A 21188-nucleotide genomic window follows, 5' to 3' on the forward strand; every position below is an offset into this window, starting at 1 on the left:
TCGAATCCTAAGCTTCGCGCTGAAGCAAATCTTCGGCGAGTTGGAGGAGGACTTCTTTCACCGCCGGGTCACCACCCGCCGCAGTGAGGTGGGCAACTGCTTCGGCCTGGTACGCATCGCGCAGTTCCGCTACGGCCCGGGGTGTGCCAGCCAGGACCATCAGCTCCGTCACCCGCTCCACCTTAGGGCCCGGATCGGCGGGGGAGCTGGCGAAGAGGGCGGCGAGTTCCGCACTTTCGGCGGGCGGCAGTGCTGCGCTGGCCTGGAGATAAAGGAAGGTTTTCTTGTTGCGGATGATGTCGTTGCCCGTCCGCTTTCCCGTTACCTGGCTATCACCGAACGTATCCAGCAGGTCGTCCTGGAGCTGGAAGGCCAGTCCCGTCAGCCGGCCGAAAGCGTACAAATGTTGCGCATCAACCGACCCTGCACCTGCGGCCAGCGCCCCCATCTCCAAAGCCCCGCCCAGTAGCACGGCCGTTTTGCGCTCAATCATGCTGAGGTATTCCCCGACGGTCACGTCGGAGCGGGTTTCGAAATCTACGTCGAGTTGTTGCCCCTCGCAAACGCCAGTGGCCACCCGGTTAAAGGCCGCCAGCAGGCCCGGCAGCGCCGCCGCGTTGGGGCAGCGGCAAAGGTGGGCGTAGGCCTGGATCAGCATCAGGTCGCCACTGAGAATGCCGGTATTGACGTCCCATTTTTCGTGGACGGTGGCCTGCCCACGCCGCAAGGGGCTATCGTCCATGATGTCGTCGTGGACGAGCGTGAAGTTGTGAAATACCTCCACGGCCAGTGCCACGGGCATGGCCTGCCGCAGGTCTTCATCGCCGTACATCCGGCCAGCCAGCAGGGCCAGCAGGGGGCGGACGCGCTTGCCGCCCAGGTCCAGAATGTAATCAATCGGCTGGTAGAGGCCACGCGGCTCGCGGTCGGAAAAAGTAGCACGAAGCTCCGTAAGAAAGGCCCCGAGCAGGGCCGCAGGTAGTGAGGCAGGGGTAGCAGACATGCGGCAAAAGTACGAAGCCCGCCGCGCTCCCCACCCGCCCGGCCAACCAAGGTGGACATTTATCTGTTTTCCGCTTGCCCCCCCTTGGGCAGCCCTCTGCGGCGTTCGCGAGCCCACAACTAACCGTCAGTCGCCGGAACAAGTATTCCCCGGCGTCAGCCCCAGCAAATATGGACGACCAAGCCTACGACCTCCTCATCATCGGCGGTGGCCCCACCGGCCTCAACGTGGGCATCAGCGCCCGAAAGGCCGGCCTCCGCTACCTCATCATCGAAAAGGGGATGCTGGCCAATAGCCTGTTTCATTTTCCCGTCAATATGACTTTTTTCAGCACCTCGCTGAAGCTGGAAATTCACAACACGCCCTTCATCAGCCACGGCGATAAACCCACCCGCTCCGAGGCGCTCGAATACTACCGCCGCCTGGCCCAGGCCAATGGGTTGCACCTTCACCTCTACGAAGAAGTGCTGGGCATGGAGCCCCGCTCTCCCCAGGGGTATACCGTGCGTACCAGTAAAGCGACCTACCACGCCCGCGCCGTGTGCGTAGCCACCGGATTTTACGATACCCCCCGCCTGCTGGGCGTGCCGGGCGAGGATTTGCCCAAGGTAAAGCACTACTACGATGACCCCCACGCTTACATCAACCAGGAGGTTCTGGTCGTCGGCGCAGCCAATAGTGCCTGCGACGCGGCGCTGGAGTGCTGGCGCAAAGGAGCCCGCGTGACCATGGCCATCCGTGGCGACAGCATCTACGACCGGGTGAAGTACTGGATCCGCCCCGACATCGAAAACCGCATCAAGGAAGGCAGCATCACGGCCCACTTTAATACCACCGTTACGGCCATTCATCCTGCTTCTGTAGACTTGAATACCCCCGCAGGCCCCTTGCGCGTAGCCAACGATTTTGTGTTGGCCATGACCGGCTACCTGCCCAACTACGCCCTGTTTGAACGCCTGGGCTTACCCGTGGAAACCGACGATGCCTGCAAGCCAATTTTTGACCCGGAGACGCTCCAGACCCAGCTGCCCGGCGTCTATCTGGCGGGCGTAGCCTGCGCCGGCCAGGAAACCAGCAAGCTCTTTATCGAGAATACGCGCGACCACGGCGAGCGCATCATCATCCACTTGCAGGCGAAATAAGGCAGGTCAAACGGTTGGCAACGAGACTGTTCATATTTGAATGTCTACACTTTACGGACTAAAACGAAAACGTCGGGCTTCACCCGACGCTACCCAAGCGGCCCCTCCAGGGCCGGCAGGGGCTTTGTGGCCCCCTTCCCTACTTAGTCCATCTTCGTGTCCTTAGTGGTTCAAAAAAGACCTGCGCAGCAGGGTCCCTCCTTTCCCCCTTTATCCCCTTACTCCTTTCCCCCCTTTACTCCCTTCCCCAACGCAGGGAAGCCTCCCTTCCGCGTAACGAAAGGGAGGCTTCCCGAAAACGATCAAACCCAAGGGGTAAAGCGTGGGCTAGCCCAGGGATTGAACGTGCTTGGCCAGGCCAGACTTCAGGTTAGCAGCTTTGTTCGGGTGGAACAGGTTGCGCTTTGCCAGGCGGTCGATCATGCTGAAAAGACGGGGGAGTTGCTTCTCGGCTTCGTCTTTGTCTTCCATACTCCGCACTTTGGCGATGACGGTACGGGTAGATTTCTTGTAGTAACGGTTGTGAAGGCGCTTCTTGGCGTCTTGACGAATCCGCTTTTGGGCTGACTTATGATGTGCCATGCTATCTTGTTTTTTACTCCGGGTTTGAAACGGTCCGCAAAGGTACAGCTTTTCGTGGAATTGGAAAAGAGGGGCGGGAAAATTTAGTTTGGTGCGGGGGCGGGCTTCCCGACGGGCAGGCCGGGAAGCCCGCTTTGGCTACTGTTTGACGATTTTGACGACTTCTCCGCCCGTGCGCAGGTAGTAGAGGCCCGCCGGGAGGTGTGTCAGGTCCATTTCCAGCCAGCCGTCGCCGCGGTGGGCGTTCAGGTCCTGGCGCTGCCCGGCAACGTTGGTCAGCAGCCACGCCGCTTCGGTGGCCAGGCCAAAGACCCGCACCCGGTCGCCAGCGGGATTGGGGCTGACGCGCAGGAGGTCGTTAGCGCGGAAAGTCAGGCGGCGCACGGCGCTCAGTTGTTCCTGCCCGTCGGTATCGCGGGAACGGAGCCGGTAGTAGCGTACCGCTTGCGGCCAGGGGCGGTTATCCGTGTAGGCGTACTTACCCGGCGTGTTGCGGGCATTGACGGGGTTCAAGGCGACGAAAGTGCTGCCATCCACGCTGTATTCGGGCACAAAGTCGGCCACATTTTCTTCCAGGGCGGTCTCCCAGTCCAGTTGAACCAGGCCTTTGGCATCCACCTGTGCCGTGAAGCTCAGCAGTTCCACCGGGAGGCTGGCTCCCGTAGCGGCGTAGATGGCAAAAGACTTAGCGGGTACGTCAATCAGGATTTGGTTGCTCCCGTTAAGGGTAGTGCTGCTGTTGAAGGCATTGCCCGTAAGATCATTAAAAATGGATCCCTGGGTGAGCCCGCCGGAAGCCGTAGCGTTGATGGTCTGGTCTACCTTCAGCGTGGAATTGCCGAAGTTAATGGCCACCACCAGGTCCGTCGCTCCTGCTCCGCCGATGATCTGGTAGATCAGGGCCCGGTTGGAGCTCCCTTGCTGATAGTTGGCGAAATAAGGAGTTCCGAAGCGGTTGAGGTAGTCTACCGTCGGCGAGCCAAAGATGTGGTCGCGGTGGATTTGCATCAGTTCGCTGATCTCCGCCCCCAGGTTAAAGACGGGCGCGTTGGGGATGCTGGTGCCAAAGAAGTCGGGGTAAAATACCGTGGGGACGCCCAGCTGGTTGTTCGTCAGCAGGTAAGCGTAAGCCAGCAGCAAGTCGTTCTGTACGGGTTCTCCAGGTCCCCGGAAGTCGTGGTTGTTGATGAAGGTTACTACGTTGAAGCCGGAGAGGCCATTGTCGCGCAGGGAACTGGAAAAGACGTTGCGCAAATCGTAGCCACCGTTGTCGCAGGCCTCCTTCAGGGCATTGCGGAGGGTAAAGTCGAATACCCGGGCGTAGGCCGTGCTGCTGGTGATGTTGCTGTTTACCTGGTCTACCCAGGCGGCAAGCAGCGTGGGGTTGCCATCGAAAAATTCGCCGACCACCATGGGCGGGTTGGAGCCGGGGTTGCGGCTGGCGAGTTCATCGAGGATTTGGGCGACGAAAACGGGAGGGAAGTGCTTGACCGCATCAAGCCGCAGCCCGCCCATGCCTACGTCGTTGAGCAGCCAGTGGGTCCAGTCGGCGTAAGTAGCCAGGGTCGAAGGATTTTCCTGCACCACGTCGTAGAAAAACAGGGGGGCATCGAAGTCGCCAGCCATGAAGGTGGTGCTCGTATTCGCACTGTTGGGACGAAAATTTTCGAAGTTCATCGGCCCCTGCCCGCTGGGCATGGTCGTAAAGTCGGTATAAGTTTGGTATTTCAGGTCTTCCAGCGGGATATTGATGCCCTGGGTGCCGGGGTTGGACTCGTAGTAGATGGCGTAGATGCGGTGGTCGGAGTAGCCGCGCTCGCTGACGTTGGCGTTGATGAGGTCGATCAAGAGGTCATCTCCACCGGCCAGGAAGTCGGCCGCGCTGATGCTCAGCTTAAACTCGTCGGTGTAGCAGCCGCTGAAGTCGAAGAGGGTGGCGCGGATGCGTTGGTTGAGTTGTACGGTATTAAACGGCTGTGGGCTGCAATCCCCGCCCCCGTTGGGCTCGTTTTCGTTGATGTCGGGTGCCGCCGCGCGCGGGACCCCCGCGACGTAGGCCCGGAACTGGTATTCGTTGGGTCCGTAGCTCTGGGTTTTGGAACTGATTTTGAAGTAGTAATCTCCCGCACCGTAGCTACCACCCAGGGGGAGCCGGCAGCGGAAGCGATCGCTGGGGTAGGGTTGCTTACCCATCCCGTTGAAGTGGGTTTCAATGTAGGCTTTCACGGCGGGGTTGTCTTCCGGCTTTCCCCCGTCGCGGTGGTTGTATACGACGTCGGCCACCGACTGAATGCCCGCCCCACTTAGGTTGGCCACCAGGGCGTCTACCTCTGCACGGGTACCGAAGCCCGTACGGCCAATGGCGGGGTCGCCCAGGTCGTAGAGGTCCTGGGGGTCGTAGCCATTGGAGCAGGCCCCGAAGCTGGCCCGGGAAAGGGGCGGCAGCCAAACGTAGGTGAAGCCCGCATTGGCCAGGTCATTCACCTTGCTGTTTACCGTACTGGCCCAGTTTGGCCCACTGTAATTGCCTGAGGAGGTAAAGCATCCATCCTTAGGATAATCCCAAAACCAGCCTTGCAGCATGAAGTCTTGTGCGCCGATGGAAAGGCTACCCGCCATCAACAGCGAGAGGAAGAGTATTTTTTGCATGATCTCAGAAGCAGATTGTGAAACAAATGCACCCATCACACAGCTGGCTAAAACCACCTGGCGATAGATTGAACGTGCTCCAAAGATACTATTTCCAGTCTTTTCCCCTACCCCCCTTTCTAGGAATTTCATCCACCCCAAGGCTCCGCAAAAAAGGCATCAATCTACCCCTGCACCTAACCAAAAGTATTGGTCTACGACAACCCTTGGATAGTTCATAGTTCAATAGTCGTTGCTCAGTACCCGTCAGTGTATCACCTATTGAACTATGAACTACTGAACTAACTACACCCCCTTATGCTTTTTAATCGCTTCCGTCAAGCGCGGCAGCACCTCAAAGAGGTCGCCCACCACCCCGTAGTCAGCAGCCTTAAAGAAGGGCGCTTCGGGGTCTTTGTTGATCACTACAATGGTCTTGGAGCTGTTGACGCCCGCCAGGTGCTGGATGGCACCGCTGATGCCGGCCGCAATGTAGAGGTTGGGCCGGATGGCCACGCCGGTCTGCCCTACGTGCTCGTGGTGGGGGCGCCAGTGTACGTCGGCAACGGGCCGGCTGCAAGCGGTGGTGGCACCCAGGGCGTCCGCCAGGTCAGTAATCACTCCCCAGTTTTCGGGGCCCTTGAGGCCGCGGCCGCCGGATACCACCAGCTCCGCTTCGGGCAGTGGCGTAATGCCCTCCGCCCGCTTGGTCTCCAGCACTTTGGTTTTGGGTGCGGGCAGGGCTACGTTCAGACTTTCTACTGCCACGGCCGCGCCACTTTCTTCTACGGGAATGGAATTGCCAGCCAGGCTGATGATTTTGTAGTCCGTCAGGATTTCCACTTCAGCGAAGGCTTTGCCGGAGAATACGGCCTTGCGGACCGTAAACTTTCCGCCCTCAACCTTGGGCAGGGCATTTACGCCGGGCGCGGAGCCAGCCTCGAGCCGGGCGGCCAGGCGGCCCACCAGGTTCTTTCCCGTACTGTTGTGCATCAGGACGATGACCTTCGCGCCAATGGCCTGCGCCGCACCGGCGATGGCCGCCGTATACACCGCACTGTCAAAGGTCGCCAACTCGGGCGCGTTGAGGTGGTACACTTTTTGGGCGCCGTAGCGGCCCAGTTCTCCCGCCGCGTCTGCTTCGCCCAAAGTAAGGGCGTGGCATTCGGTGCCGAGGGCGGCCGCCGTTTTGGCACCGTAAGTAACGGCCTCAAAGGCCGCTTTTTTGAATTTTCCGTTGCTCGCTTCCGCAAATACTAGGACCATCGTATTGATTTTTTGGGCAGATCTGGCGCTGGGCCGGGCATCTGGATTGGTTAAGGGAAAGGGCTGAAGTGGGCGTTAAATCACCTTGGCTTCTTCGTGGAGCAGGCGCACCAGTTCGTCCATATTTTCGGGGTCGATGAGCCGGACGGCCGATTTGGCGGGCGGCAGGTCGTAGTGCTGCACCCGGGTGGTGGGGCTGGCTTCCACGGCGGGAACTACCTTCAGGGGCTTGGTTTTGGCCATCATGATGCCGCGCATGTTGGGGATGCGTTGCTCGGCCATGCCTTTGGCGGCACTCAGGGCGAAAGGGGTGTTTACTTCCACCACCTGCACGCCGCCTTCAATGTCGCGCGTAACCGTGGCTGCCGTGCCGTTCACCTCCAGTTTGCTGGCGTCGCCGACGTACGCCAGGTCAAGCAGCTCGGCGACCATAGCCCCTACTTCGGAGCCGTTGCAGTCAATCGTTTCTTTGCCGAAGAAGATGATGTCGTAGGCACCTTCCTTGGCCTGGGCGGCAATTTGCCTGGCGATGAAGAGGCTGCCGCCCTCGGTGGCGTCTACCCGGATGGCATCGTCAGCCCCAATGGCGAGGCCCTTGCGGATGACCGCGTCATTGTCGGCGGGGCCAACGTTGAGCAGGGTCACCGTGCCACCAACGGCTTCCTTAAGTTCCATGGCGCGCACCAGCGCGTACCACTCATCGTAGGGGTTCATGATATAGTTCACGCCCCGCTCGTCCAGCGCCGCTTGGTCGGGCGTAAGTTGGATTTTGGTAGTCGTTTCGGGCGTCTTACTGACGCAAACCAGCAGCTTCATATTTTCGCTTTGATCACTTTAATCGGGCTCGTTTCTTACCACGCCTGGGCCAGAGCAGTGGGCGCGGCCCCGAGTTCCGCTTTCGCTCGTCGGGACCACGCAAACTGCGAGGCATCTTGCGCGGCCGCAGGTGCCAGGGAAAGGACCAGGAAGCAATGCCCAACACCTTTCCCCCAAACTGCGGATCGCAAATATAGGGCAGTTGCCCCCGATCACCAAGGTTTAGCGAAAATTCGCTGGTAATCTGTTGGTCACTTTTACCCACCCAGCCGCAGCCATTCTCCCGCCCCCCAAGACAAACCACAGAACCCCAGAACCCCAGAACCCCAGAACCCCAGAACTACAGAACTATGAACCATCTCCCAATCCCCTCAATGCACCTGCGTCAGCGCCCCTTCCTTCGTCCCGCTCCGTTGCTCCTTGACCAGCAGCCACAGCAAGGCGCTTACCGCCAGGGTGCCGCCGCTAATCCAGAAGATCATTGATTTATCCGCCGCCGCCTCAATGAAGCCCCCGAGGTTGGAAGCCACGATTTGCGGCAAGACAACGGAGAGGTTGAAAAGACCCATCATCAGGCCCATCCGCCGCTGGTCTACCACCTCGGTCATGATTGCGAAGGGCAGGCTCACCACCGCCGCCCAGCCGATGCCCACCACCGCCATCAGGGCGTAAAACGCCGCCACCGAGGTACCAAACGCCACGATGAGCCCGTAGCCCAGCGCACTGATGGCAATGGCCGCCGCGTGGGTTTTTACCCGGCCGATCCGCTCCGCAATGGGCGTCAGTACCAGCGCAGGCAAGAGGAACCCCACCGTGTTCAGAATGGCAAATGCTACCCCGATGCTGAAACCGATGGCGTCGTTCTGGGTGGCACTGAGGTCCTGCGTAGTCTCAAACCCCATAATCACCTCCTTGATGTAGGCAAAAGTGTAGATGAACATCGTCTGCACCCCCACCCAGGTGAAGCCGTGGGCCAGGCAGATTTTCAGGAAGGAAGACCAGTCGGTGCTGTTGTTCGCCACCCCGATGCCTACGTCGGGCACCAGCGCCTCCTGTACGTTAAGCGCCTCCGGTTCTTCGGGCACGGACAAGTGTCGTGGCTCCCGGATGTAAAAGGCCGGGATGAGCGAAAAGAGCAACACGATGGCCGCGCCACTGTAGATCAGGAAGTAGTTGCTGATGAATGCCCCCATCAGGTAGGCCAGTACCCCGAAGAAGCCGGAGATGGTCTGCATCCAGGTGAAGCCCCTGGTACGGGCGTCTCCCAGCGGCGTTACGTCGGCGATGATGGACCGCGCGGGGTTGAAACTGACGTTAATGGCCAGGTCCAGCGTAAGGGCTACGGCAATGGCAATGCCGATGATGCTCTCTACCCCCAGGGCAGTTTGGATGAGGCCCAGGTTAGGCAGGGCCAGGATCATAAGCGCCGCAATCGTCCCCCCAATCACGATGAAGGGCCGCCGCCGCCCGCCCCAGAGCCAGACATTATCGCTCACCGCTCCGATGATGACCTGCCCCAGAATACCCGCTACCGGACCGGCCAGCCAGACGTATCCAATCTCCTCGATGTTGAGCCCGTACTGGGTGTTCAATATCCAGCTCAGGGCCGCAATCTGCACGCAGAGCGCAAAACCCATGGCCGTAGCCGGCAGGGAAAGTAAGGCGTAAAAGGGACGGGTATAGCTGGGAGTAGACATGGTGGATTGATCGGCTTTTCGCCGTCAATATCCGATAAGTTCTCCGAATCAAGGGATATCGTTGGTAGTGGAGTAGTTCAACTATAAACTACTCCACTACGGCACTGTGCACTAAAACACCTGGAAGACACCACCCGCCCGGCCATCGAGGGTCCGCACGAAGTACAGGCCGCCCGGCAGAACATCCGTGGGGATGCCGACGGTACGGCCCGGTGCCGGCAAGGTCTGGAGAACCCGCCCGTTCACGTCGTACACCCGCACTTGCCGCCGGAAGTTTTCGTCGCTGAACGCCAGCGTAACGGCCATACCCCGGCGGGCGGGGTTGGGGTAGGCCCGCAGGTTTTCTACCTGCGCAGGGCTTTGGGTGGCGGTGAGGTCTTCGGCGAAAATGGCCGTGGCGCGGTCGTAAGCGTCTTCGCCCACTTCCATGCCGATGATGCGGCCGGGGACGTCATCGGCCGGCGGGTGAATCCCGCCCCAGATGCGGCTCAGGCTCGTTTGGTCGGAGGCATCGCGGTAGGTCGCCCACTGCAAGACCACGTCAACGCTTGGCCCTTCTTCAAAGACCAAGAAAGAATTTTTGGAGGCCACAAATTCCCCCACGCCGCCGGGGAAATAGGGCGAGCCGGTGAGTTTTTCCAGGACCGTTGCGGCGGTGGAACTAAAGGTAGAGTGCCCGGAGATGTAGCCGGCAAAGTTGGGGGTCACGAAATTGGGGCGCTGGTAGGGCATCCACATCGTGGGGTTGATCCAGCCCACGCCCGCCACGTCCGTCTCCGGGTTGGCGATGGCATCGGGGCCGATCCAGCCACGCGCTTTGACCAGGGCCAAAGTGGTATTGTTTTCGAGCTCCGAGAAATCGGTAATGGGCTCAATCAGTCCGGGGTCGAAGCGGAGGCCAAAGATGCTGTAGTTGCTGCCGTTGGGGTTAGAACTCTGCCCGTTCACCGCCATGTAGCGAATGGCGGTAATGGGCCGGGCGTAGTCGTAGGCACCCTTGATGCTCCAGGCCGTAATGGCCGCATCGTGCATGGCTCCGCCCAGGGTGAGGTAGGCCTTGACGTCGTATTCCAACGCCGGCAGTTCCGGTCCTTCCCCCCCGATGCGGCGCTCAAATAGGGGATGATCCAGCACCGTGTTGAAGATGGAGAACCAGTGCCCCGGCGGGGTCTCGCTGGCCGGTCCGTCGGCCCAGAATTCCGCCAAAACCCGCGTGTAATCGCCGCGTGGGACGATATTGGGCGGGTAGGGCTGGCCGGTAACGGGGTTGACGGGGTGGCCGGTGGCGTTGTAGGTTCCCCCGTCCCGCACGTTGTAAAAATCAGGGTAGTCGGCGTAGTCCGTAGGATAAGTACCCGTGAAGTTGCCGAGGGCACCGGGAGAAATGTCCCACATCACCCCGTCCCGGGGGTCGAGGTGAGAAGACCACTTCAAAACCAGTTCAAAGCCCCAGCGGTAGTACGCGAGCTGCTGGGTATCGGTACGCGAAAAGTAGGGGGGCGGACCGGGGTCGTGGTAAATCGGGCTGTTGCCGTAGTGTACACCGGGGACGGGCGTTTTCCGGTCTTCGGCTTTCAGGGCGAAGGGCGTGACGTCTCCCCATTCGGCACCTAAAAATGGCAACAGGACGTTCCCGATGACCTGGCCAGACTGGTCGATGATCGTCCCGGGAAATTGCAGGGTTTGCCAGCGGTTGGGGTCCAGGACGGCAAAAATGGAGAAAGGGTTGGTGAATTGCAGCGGCGAGTTGAAGGGGGCCGGGTAGGTGCGGTTGGCGTGGTTGGCCACCTCGTTACTGCCGTCCTGCATCCCGAAGGCGATGATGCTTTGGGCGATGTAATTGCCCAGGTCGGCGGGGCCACCGCCCTGGTAATCGGTGCCGGTGTAGGCGGGGTCGTAGCCCAGGTCTTGCATCAGTTGTTCGGCGCGGCTGACGATGCCAGCGTAGCCCGGTGCCCGCTGATAACGGTGCAGGATCATGCGGTAGGCGGCGTAGCTGATGGCTTCTTCGGCGGCGGTGTCGGGGTCAGCGTAGGCGGGGATTTTCCAGTGGTCGATGCCCAGCCGGTAGCCGGCCTGGGTGCTGGCCATCAGGCAGGGGCGTCCCTTTTCAGTGGCCAAAGACCAGGCATCGTACATCGCCGCCGAGATGTGGTAAAGGTTGCGGGCGTGCACCACCGGCCGCGCGAAATCATTGGTGATGGCTTCCAGCATCTGCTCATTCCACTGCCGCGCCACACTGTGCTCCGTTTGGGCGCTCAACGCAGGTGCCAGGGTAAGGATAAGGAGAGCCAGGCAAGCCCCCCGCGCGACGGAAAGTAATTTCATCGGACCGGAAATTTCAATTATCAGAAAGGAAGACGGGGCGTTCACCGCAGGCCCCGCTGGCCAACGAAGGTACGCTAAAAATCCTGCTTTTGCGGCTTCGGTGCTTCCCTTGTCCGCTTCCCCGGCGGAAAATCCCGATCTTTGCCGTCCCCATGACCGAAGCCGCTCCCCAATTTATTCCCTTTCAGCCCCCGGTGCCGTTGGCCGAGTTGCCCCCCCGGCTCAACTACCCCTTCCATTCCGCTCCCCATCCCCTGGCCTTGCGGGCAGCGGCGGAGTTGCAGCAACGCCTTTCGACGCAGACGGACTGGTCTTACGACTTCGGTCAGCCCGGAGCCATCGGTGCCCAGGGGAAGATGTTTGGGGTACTCGTAGTGGTAAACCCGGCGGGCGAGGTGGGCTACCTGGCGGCTTTTTCAGGGAAACTGGCGGACAGCAACCACCTACCCGGGTTCGTCCCACCGGTCTACGACGTCTTGCAGGAAGACGGTTTCTACAAGGCGGGCGAGCAGGAGGTCAATGCCCTCAACGCCCGGCTGGAAGCCCTCGAAAACAGCCCGGAACTGGCCGCCGCCCGCCAGGCCCTTCTCGACGCCGAAGACCAGGCCGCCACCGAAATCGCCGCCGAAAAAGCTGCCCTCAAAAGCGCCAAACGCCAGCGGGCCGTCCGCCGGGATGCCCAACGCGACTTGCTTCCGCCCACAGATTTTCAGCAACTCGAAGCCGCCTTGGCCCGCGAAAGCGTCGGGCAGCATTTTGCCCTCAAAGACCTCGTCCGGGCCTGGGAACAGCGCCTGGCCACCCTGCGCGCTACGCTCCAGACTTATACCGGGCAGGTAGCCGACCTCAGGGAACAGCGCAAGGTACTTTCGCACGCCCTCCAGCACCGCATCTTCGAGCAGTACCGCTTTTTGGACGCGGAGGGCCGGGAGCGGGACTTGCCCGACATCTTCCGCGAAACCATCTTCCAGACGCCGCCGGCCGGGGCAGGGGAGTGCGCCGCCCCCAAACTTTTGCAGTACGCCTACCGCCACGGTTTGCGCCCGGTAACGATGGCCGAGTTTTGGTGGGGACAATCTCCTGCCTCGGAAATCCGCAAGCACGGCAACTTTTACCCCGCCTGCCGGGGCAAATGCGAACCCATCCTGGGCCATATGCTCCAGGGCCTGTCCGTTGAGCCCAACCCCCTGCTCCAAAACCCCGCCGTAGGCAAATCCCTCACCGTCGTCTACGAAGACGATGACCTCCTGTTGGTGAATAAACCCCACGAGATGCTCTCCGTTCCCGGCAAGAACATCGAGGACTCCGTCTGGCTGCGCGCCAAAAAGCGGTATCCCAGTGCTACCGGACCACTGATCGTCCACCGTCTCGACATGAGCACCAGCGGCCTGCTCCTCCTCACCAAAAATAAAGAAACCCACAAGCTGCTCCAGCACCAGTTCTTCAAACGCTCCGTGCAAAAGCGCTACATCGCCCTGCTCGAAGGCGTGGTGGACGGCGAAGAAGGGACGATTGATTTGCCGCTGCGGGGCGACCTGGAAGACCGGCCACGGCAGATCGTCTGTACGACCCACGGCAAGACCGCCCGCACCCACTGGAAAGTAATCGGGCGGGAGGGCAAGCGTACTTTGGTTCACTTGTGGCCGGTTACCGGGCGCACCCACCAGCTTCGCGTGCACGCCGCCCACCCCGGCGGACTCAACGCGCCGATCGTAGGGGATGACTTATACGGCGTTGCGGCCAGCCGGCTGTGTCTGCACGCCGAGTGGATTGCCTTTACGCACCCTACTACCCGGCAGGCCGTAGCGTTTGAAGTACCGGTAATTTTTTGACTTACTCGAGGGTAACGGTGAAGCCATCCATCTTGTAGCGCTTCTTGAGGTCGGAGGCGTAGCGGGTGGCGCTGGCTTGCGTATCAAAAGGACCGAGGATGACTTTGTAGGTAGCAAAGGGACCTGAGTTGATCTTCTGGACCAGGATGTTTTCAAACCATTTGCCCTGTAGTTCAGCTACCTTATCCATGGAGCCTTCCAGGTCCTTGAAGCTGCCTACCTGCACGCCAAAGTTGCCGCCGCTTGGCTTGAGCAATTCGATCTTGTAAGTGCCGGGGGCAAAGGCATTTTGGCGAACGTAGTTTTTCTTGACCACTGGGGTGGCTTTTACCGCGTCGGCGGCGGATACGGTGGGGGGCGGGGTACTGATGGGAGCCGTGGTGGACGGAGTGCTACGGGGCGTTACTTCACCGGGCTGGACGGGCGCGGGGCGGGCGGGCTCGGGCGTCACTACGCGGGTGTCGGTCGCTGGCGTGGCTGCGGGTTCGGTAGTTGGGCGGGTGACGGGAGTGGCCGGGGTGGCTTCGGGCACAACGGGCGTTTGCCGGGGAGGATCGGTGTTGACCGCGGCGGGCTGGCTGGGGGTAGAGAGCAGGGTAATTTCCACCGGGACGGTTTCTTTGCCGAGCATGCCGAGGTTGGCGGCGGCGCGCTCGCTCAGTTCAATGACGCGGCCGCGAATAAAGGGGCCTTTATCGATGATGCGTACGTCGACAGTCTTACCATTTTCGATGTTGCGGACCCGCACGACGCTGTTCTGGGGAAACTGCCGGTGGGCGGCTACGAGTTGGTTTTTGTCGTAAATCACCCCGTAGGCCGTTTCAGCCCCGTGGTATTCCGCGCTGTAGTAGCTGGCCAGGCCATTTTCGGTGTCGCCGACCAACTGGGCGGGCAGATAGGAAGAACAAATGGCTAAAACTAGTAAGATCAGTAAGTGACGCATCGGGTCTGGTTTTGTGTGTGTTTGTAAACGCCTTCGCCCCCGCCAATAGTTCGTAGGAATTTTTGCAGTGACGGACATTGTCGTCTTTTCTTCGCTCTTGAACGACTTACCCGGCACCTGCGCCCGCGCCCTAAAAGGTATTGTCGCGGCTTCAGCCCGACTATTCCGGACTGACGGTCCTTTTTTATCCCAGAGAGTTACATGGAGTAAAGCATGGATTTAAATGGAGGCCCCCAAGGTACTGTCGCGGCTTCAGCCCCACAATACTGAGGGCAGGACCTCCGGTCTTGAAGGAGTCGGGCTGAAGTCGCGACAATATCCGCCCCCGGCACAGTCGGGCTAAAGCCGCGACAATACCTTCTTCTGCAACCTCCCCAATCTACCAAGCGTTACCTTTGCACTTCTTTTTGGCGAGGCCCTTGAACCTCCGCGAAAAACCAACGATATGAGCAAGCACGGACGTGTACTCGTTGCCATGAGTGGCGGCATTGACAGCACCGTCACCGCGATGATCCTGCACGAACAGGGCTACGAGGTGGTGGGCATCACGATGAAAACCTGGGACTACGCCAACTCCGGCGGTGCCAAGAAAGAGACGGGCTGCTGCAGCCTCGACTCGATCAACGACGCCCGTTCGGTGGCCGTTTCGATGGGTTTCTCCCATTTCATCATTGACATCCGCGACGAGTTTGGCGACCACGTTATCGACAATTTTGTCGATGAGTATATGGCCGGCCGCACGCCCAACCCCTGTGTGCTCTGCAATACCCACATCAAATGGAGCGCCCTGCTGAAGCGGGCCGATGCGATGGACTGCGCCTTCATCGCCACCGGCCACTACGCCCAACTGAACCAGACGGAGGCCGGGCGCTGGCACGTGCGCAAGAGCGCGGACAGCCACAAAGACCAGAGTTATGTTTTGTGGGGCCTCAGCCAGGAATGCATGGCCCGCAGCCGCTTCCCGCTCGGGCACATGACCAAGCCCGAGGTGCGGCAATTGGCCTACGACTTTGGCTACGAAGAACTGAGCAAAAAGGCCGAAAGCTTTGAAATCTGCTTTGTGCCCGACAATGACTACCGGGGCTTCCTCAAGCGGCGTTTGCCCGAGCTGGAGGCACAGGTGGCGGGCGGCAAATTCGTGAGTACGGCCGGCGAAGTGCTGGGGCAGCACGAGGGGTACCCCTTCTACACCATCGGCCAGCGCAAGGGACTGGGGATGGCCTTCGGCGAACCGATGTACGTTACGGCCATCGACGCGGCCACCAACACCGTCACCCTTGGCCCGGTGGACGCCTTGGTACGCAATGGCATGACCGTCGGCGGCGCTACCCTCCAAAAATACGCCGAACTGCCGGCGGGCGGCCTGGAACTGCTCACCAAAGTGCGCTACAAGGATGCGGGCACCCTCAGCCTCGTCGAGCAACTCGCGCCCGACCGCCTGAGCGTTGAGTTTTACGCCGACGTACGTGGCGTGGCCCCGGGGCAGAGTGCCGTCTTTTACGAGGGGGACGACGTCGTTGGGGGTGGCCTCATCCACGCCAGCCGGTAGCATTTCGGCGCAAAGTTTTCGGTTTTGGCGCGGCCGCAGGTGCCCTGGAACGGACAAAGGAGCGGGGCAGGGGACAGGCCAGGCACCGGGGAGTTTCCCGGGTTTCCCGCAGTTTTTGTGCTCGCCGGGGTGTCCCTCTGCCACGAAATTTTGCCCCGCTGAACACTTGGTCGCATTCGCATTGCTGCCAATTACCTACATTTGGGCCATTCCTGGGTAAGGAAACGGGGCCCACCGCCTTGAGAACATAACGCTATCATGTTGAATCGTAGAAACTTTATGACCGGAGCCGGGCTGGTCGTTGCAGGCCTATCGGCTACCGGACCATTAGCTGCTGCCAGTTTTACTGTTTTGCAACTTTCGCAAGGCGAGCGTGATTTGCTGGCTTCCTTCCAGTCCTTACTCAGTGCCTATCCCCACGGCAACGAAGCATTGCTGCGCACCATCGGTGCTCCCAAGGCCGTGTTGAACAGCGCACCGGGAACCCTCACCTTCGTTAACCAATCTGCACAGCGCATTGAATTGAAGGCCGTGGACGGACGTCTGCGGGCGCGCCTGTTGCAGTAAACCAAGCGAGTTTCGGATTCCTTTTTACCTGGCTGGAGCAAGCGCCGGGGGGGCTTTTTGGCACCCGCCGAAGTGACTTTTAACGCCCGTTTTTGCGGGCCTGGCCCTACTTGCAGGCTGAATAATGGCCTCTTGGCCCCTAAATTTTTAAGTTCCCACAATTTTTTTCTTTGGGGAGTAACCGGGGATGTACCTTTATGCATAATTTCCATGGGGAGACCGACCGCCCCCAACTTTGATCTTTTACAATCGTAATCATGAAACTAAGCGCTACCCTGTGCCGCCCCGGGCGGTTTCTTGCCCTCCTGCTGCTGTTCTGCCTCTCCTTTTCCCTGTCTGCCCAACTGGCGCCCGGGGATGTGATGATTGTGGCGATTGTTACGGATTCTGATTCTGGCCCAACATCTCCCGATGCCAATTGTGGTGACGGCTTCGCTTTCGTTGCCTTAGTCCCCATTCCCGCCAACGAAGTCGTTCTGTTTACCGAGAATGAGTTTACTGGTGGAGTCTTCACTACTGGAGAAGGCACCCTGAGTTGGACCAATAGTGCGAGCGTGCTTCCCGCCGGAACGGTGGTGCAGGTGACAACGAATGCTTCTACTTCCGGTAACTGCCCTACGCCTTCAGCCAGTACGGGTACCGTGGCTTTTGTGGGCGCGGATGCTTGGGAATTGTCAACTTCGAACGAAGAAATTTACGTTTTCCAGGGTTCCTTGGCTTCCCCAACGCTGATTTCTGCCTTGCTGACCAATAATGCTGGTACTGGGGGGCAAACCAATACCCCACCTGCTTCCATCAGTGGCTTCCTTGTAGACTTTACCGGTGTCGACATTGATGCCGACCTTGGCATCTACACTGGGGGAACAGTCTTCCCTTCCAAAGCCGCTGCTGCTGCTGCCATCGTCAATGTGGCCAGCAACTGGACATTGGAAGATGGTGGCACCGCGAACGAATGCTGCGACGCCGACGGTGTAGACTACCCAGCCGACATCCCCGCGATGTTCACCATCGGCATGGCCTGCGTGGATCCTACGATTGCCCTGAGCCAAAACCCCTTGGGCACGCTTTGCCCCACGGCCAGCGTCAACATTGTCATCAACGGCGGTGCTGACCCCGGCACTACGGCCTATACGCTGCGGACGGGCAGTGCCGCCGGGCCGATCATCAATGGTCCGGTAGTAACCCCACAATTCACCATCAATAGTATCCAGGGGACCACTACTTATTTCGTGACCACCCCCAACTGTATGGGTGGAACGGTAAGTGAATCTATTACCATCATGACGATGGGTACGGCGGCCAACGCGGGCCCGGACCAACTGAACCTGATGGGTACCTCGACCACCCTGTCAGGCAGCAACCCCAGCCCCGGAACGGGCGTATGGACGGAAACCAGCGGCGACGGCAACGGAATGTTCGGTGACGCAACTTCCCCTACCTCTTCTTTCAGCGGTACGCCCGGCGTGACTTACACCCTTCAGTGGGAAGTCATCAACCCAGGCTGTGCTACCACCTCGGATGAGGTAATGGTCAGCTTCAGCGCCGCCAGCACCCTGGCCATCGGCGACCTGGCATTTACTGGGTATAATTCCGACAATCCTGACACCTTCTCCTTCGTCATTTTCACCGACATCGGAACCGGCACGGTCATCAACTTCACCGACAATGGCTGGCTTGCATCAGGTGCTTTCCGGACGGGCGAAGGCCTCATTGCCCTCACCTTTGGTGGTATGGCCACCTGTGGCGATCAATTTTTTGTAACGGGGGGTAACTTCCTTAATTACGACGGCTCGCCTGCGGGAACGGTAACGAGTATTTCCGGATCTGTAGATTTATCCATTAATGGAGACCAGATCTTCGCCTTCCAAGGAACGCTCGGCAGCCCAACGCTTTTGGCCGCCATTCAAATGAATGGTGATTGGGATGCTGATGCTACGGATGCGCAGTCTTCCGCCCAGCCCCAAGTCTTTATTGACAACCCCGGCACCTCGCTGGCCATTTCCCCGGAGGTAGACAACGCAGTCTTTGACTGTAGCAATCTCCCCGGTGGCATCAGTGCCAACCGCCTCGCCACCAATACGCCAGCTAACTGGGAGACGAGCAATACCAGTACCTCCGGCATTCCGCCAGTAGATTGTATCGCTGGCTTTGGTTGCTGCGAGTTGCCCGTCATCACCAACCTGTCCTACAGCCCCGATCCGGTTTGCCCCGGTGCTGGCAACAACATTACCCTCACCATCACGGGTAGCCTGAACGACGCCACGGAATGGGTAGTGTACACCATTAGCTGCGGCGGAACGGAAGTGCTGCGCAGCAGTAATTCGGTCATCAACCTCGGATCACTTGCTACGGTGGGCACCACCACCATTTACGTCCGTGGCGAAGGCGGCTGTGTTCCCGCCGGCGGAGACTGCACCACCCTAGACATCGTAGTTGCAGAAACGGTCACCGCCCTTTGCGTCGCCCCCTTCAACGTTCAACTGGATGCCGCCGGGATGGCCACCATCACCCCTGCGCAGGTCGACAACGGCTCTACCGCTTGTACCACCCCTACCCTGAGCCTTGACGTGAACACCTTCACCTGTGCCGAAGTTGGCCCTAACTTGGTCACCCTGACCGTAGAGGACCAAAGCAACAACACGGCTACCTGTTCCGTAACGGTTACCGTACAGGATGCCACTGGCCCCCAGGCGATTTGCCAGCCCATCGATGTTTACCTCGATGCCAACGGTGAGGCCTCCATTACGCCCGCTGACGTAGACAATGGTTCCAACGACAACTGCGGCATATCTTCCTCCACCGTCGTGCCCGATGCCTTCGATTGTGACGACGTCGCTGGTAACCCAAATATGGTCACCCTGACCGTTTTTGACGCTGCGGGTAACATGGCCACCTGCGTCGCCCAAGTCACGGTACTTGATACCGTCCGGCCTGTTTTCACTTGCCAGGACATCACCGTGTCGCTCGATGCCAACGGGATGTTCTCCATTCCTTCTGCCAACTTTGTTAGAGACAACATCCAAACCAACTTCCAGGACAACTGCGCCACTATTTCCGCGGAATTCGGCATCACGGTGAATAGCTGGAACTGCTCCAATATTGGCGACAACTCTACCACGATTTCTGCCAGAGACGGCAACGGCAACGAAACCCCTTGTACCATCACCGTGACGGTGACGGATCCTTTGATGACCTGCAACCAGGCCCCCGTCGCCGTCTGCCAACCCGTAATCGTTAATGCCGACGCCAACTGCGAAGCTACTACGGTTACCGCCGAAGACTTCGACGGTGGCTCTACGGATGAGGACATGGACCAGCTGACCTTCTCCGTATCCCCGGTTGGCCCTTACGCGCTGGGCACGACTAACGTCACGCTTACCGTCAGCGATGGTGCGCTCATGAGCCAGTGTACGACCACCGTAACGGTCAACGACGTTACCGCCCCCGTCATCGTCTGCGAAGACATCACCGTAGCGGTAGGTGCCAGTGGCAGCGTCACGATCACTAATAACCAGGCGGTAGTGAGCATCACCGACAACTGCCCGGGCAACATTTCTGGTCCCTTCACCGTGGGTGGCATGGGCAACCGCGTATTCACCTGCACTGCCGTTGGTACCACAGTCGCCCGCACGGTAGTAGCTACCGACGCAGCCGGAAACCAGGGTAGCTGCACTTACAACGTAACGGTAATCGACGAAATAGCGCCCACCGTCACCTGTACCGAGTTCACCGCCACCTTCTCCGCTTGCCCGGATGCTATTTTCCCGAACTCCCCCTCCGGAACGTTCTCCCCGATCGGCAACCTGAGTGACTTCTCGGTTGCTGCTGGTGGCATCTACGTTGCATCTTTTGACCTTACTGGTTGCGTAGACGACAACTGCTCCAGTGAAGGTTTCCAAAGCGCTTTCGTTGATTCTTACGAAGAAAACCGGATCCCCGGCTGCTCCGTAGACATCGTCAACGTGGTGGTCATTCGCGACGACGCGGGCAACCAGGCGGCAGACTCCATCTTCTTCCGCTCCACAATTGCCTTCGACGGCGACGCGCCAGTCTTCACTGTTTGTCCGGCGGACTCCCTCATCGACTGCGGCGTAGTACCCACCGTTGAGGCCACCGACGCTACGGCCACCTCCGGTTGCGGTACGCCAGTCGTTACCGTTTCTGAAGCTGTGATTGTTGGTACCCCCAACTTTGCCGGAACCACTTACACCTTCACCTACACGGCCACCGACGGCTGTGGCCGGATGACGACCTGCGAGCAAGTCTTCACTGTCCAGGACACCACCGCCCCCATCATCATCTGCGAAGCCATCACGGTGGCCCTCGACAGCAATGGCGAGGCAGTTATTGCGGACGATGAGGCGTTAGTAAGCGTTGAAGACAATTGCGAAGGCAGCATTTCCGGTCCAACCGTTGATGGCGGCCTCAGCGCCCGCACTTTTGATTGCACCTTCGCGGATTCCACCTTCCAGCGCACCGCCACGGTGCTGGATGCCAGCGGTAACCCCGGCAGCTGCACCTTCAGCGTTACGGTGGTCGACGAGATCGCCCCCATCGTAATGGCGAACGACACGACCCTCTACCTCGACGAAAACGGCCTGGCCGAACTCGCCGTCGAAGACTACAATTACGCCGTCAGCGACAATTGCTTCGCGGAAGTCACCGACTTGTTCCGCCTGCCCGCCACCATGACGACCTTGACGGGTTCGGGCGCGGCCGCAGGTGCTGCGAAGGTTGAAGGAGCAAAGTTCCTCGACCAGGTCCTCACGTTCACCTGCGACGACGTAGGCAACGTCAATCTCCAGGTAGAAATTGAGGCCACCGACGGCAGCGGC

The 21188-nt window shown here is 59.7% G+C and carries 13 protein-coding genes; 5 read left to right on the plus strand and 8 right to left on the minus strand.

The window, feature by feature from the left end; genetic code table 11:
- Positions 1-7: 7 nt before the first annotated feature.
- The gene (locus H9S92_RS05715; protein ID WP_187465757.1) at positions 8-1003 is read right to left on the minus strand and encodes a polyprenyl synthetase family protein; all 996 of its coding nucleotides are present in this window, start codon (positions 1001-1003) and stop codon (positions 8-10) included.
- A gap of 170 nt (positions 1004-1173) precedes the next feature.
- Here H9S92_RS05715 and H9S92_RS05720 point away from each other — a divergent pair, with 170 nt between their 5' ends.
- A complete protein-coding gene (locus H9S92_RS05720) occupies positions 1174-2145 on the plus strand; it encodes a YpdA family putative bacillithiol disulfide reductase (protein WP_187465758.1) in 972 nt (323 codons plus the stop codon).
- A gap of 327 nt (positions 2146-2472) precedes the next feature.
- Here the strand turns inward: H9S92_RS05720 and rpsT are convergent, their stop codons facing one another.
- The 6 genes from rpsT to H9S92_RS05750 all read right to left on the minus strand — a co-directional run bounded on the left by rpsT (position 2473) and on the right by H9S92_RS05750 (position 11462).
- Positions 2473-2727 (minus strand): 30S ribosomal protein S20, encoded by a 255-nt coding sequence (gene rpsT, locus H9S92_RS05725; protein ID WP_187465759.1) that lies wholly within the window; start codon positions 2725-2727, stop codon positions 2473-2475.
- A gap of 138 nt (positions 2728-2865) precedes the next feature.
- Positions 2866-5376, minus strand: a complete 2511-nt coding sequence (locus tag H9S92_RS05730) for an alpha-amylase family glycosyl hydrolase (protein ID WP_187465760.1) — start codon at positions 5374-5376, stop codon at positions 2866-2868.
- 285 nt (positions 5377-5661) lie between these two features.
- Entirely contained in the window at positions 5662-6621 is a 960-nt protein-coding gene (locus H9S92_RS05735) for an electron transfer flavoprotein subunit alpha/FixB family protein (protein WP_187465761.1), read from the minus strand.
- Positions 6622-6696: 75 nt separating this feature from the next.
- Positions 6697-7437 carry an electron transfer flavoprotein subunit beta/FixA family protein gene (locus H9S92_RS05740; RefSeq protein ID WP_187465762.1) on the minus strand — a complete coding sequence of 247 codons (741 nt, stop codon included), beginning with the start codon at positions 7435-7437 and terminating at the stop codon, positions 6697-6699.
- Between the two features lie 371 nt (positions 7438-7808).
- Positions 7809-9134, minus strand: coding sequence for an MFS transporter (locus H9S92_RS05745; protein WP_246463682.1), 1326 nt, complete (start codon positions 9132-9134; stop codon positions 7809-7811).
- A gap of 111 nt (positions 9135-9245) precedes the next feature.
- On the minus strand, positions 9246-11462 hold the full coding sequence (locus H9S92_RS05750; protein ID WP_187465763.1) for a DUF6851 domain-containing protein: 2217 nt from the start codon (positions 11460-11462) through the stop codon (positions 9246-9248).
- A 152-nt stretch (positions 11463-11614) separates the two neighbouring features.
- Here H9S92_RS05750 and H9S92_RS05755 point away from each other — a divergent pair, with 152 nt between their 5' ends.
- On the plus strand, positions 11615-13294 hold the full coding sequence (locus H9S92_RS05755; RefSeq protein WP_187465764.1) for an RluA family pseudouridine synthase: 1680 nt from the start codon (positions 11615-11617) through the stop codon (positions 13292-13294).
- A 1-nt stretch (position 13295) separates the two neighbouring features.
- On the opposite strand, the gene H9S92_RS05760 is transcribed toward H9S92_RS05755, so the two are convergent.
- Positions 13296-14237 carry a septal ring lytic transglycosylase RlpA family protein gene (locus H9S92_RS05760; RefSeq protein ID WP_187465765.1) on the minus strand — a complete coding sequence of 314 codons (942 nt, stop codon included), beginning with the start codon at positions 14235-14237 and terminating at the stop codon, positions 13296-13298.
- 445 nt (positions 14238-14682) lie between these two features.
- Here H9S92_RS05760 and mnmA point away from each other — a divergent pair, with 445 nt between their 5' ends.
- The 3 genes from mnmA to H9S92_RS05775 form a co-directional block, all read left to right on the plus strand.
- Positions 14683-15786 carry a tRNA 2-thiouridine(34) synthase MnmA gene (gene mnmA / locus H9S92_RS05765; protein ID WP_187465766.1) on the plus strand — a complete coding sequence of 368 codons (1104 nt, stop codon included), beginning with the start codon at positions 14683-14685 and terminating at the stop codon, positions 15784-15786.
- Between the two features lie 258 nt (positions 15787-16044).
- On the plus strand, positions 16045-16353 hold the full coding sequence (locus H9S92_RS05770) for a hypothetical protein (RefSeq protein ID WP_187465767.1): 309 nt from the start codon (positions 16045-16047) through the stop codon (positions 16351-16353).
- Positions 16354-16610: 257 nt separating this feature from the next.
- Positions 16611-21188: hypothetical protein (locus tag H9S92_RS05775; RefSeq protein WP_187465768.1), on the plus strand; the 4578-nt coding region annotated here is incomplete at its 3' end.

It is taken from the genome of Neolewinella lacunae (genome assembly GCF_014349155.1).
GTDB classification, from domain to species: Bacteria; Bacteroidota; Bacteroidia; order Chitinophagales; family Saprospiraceae; genus Neolewinella; species Neolewinella lacunae.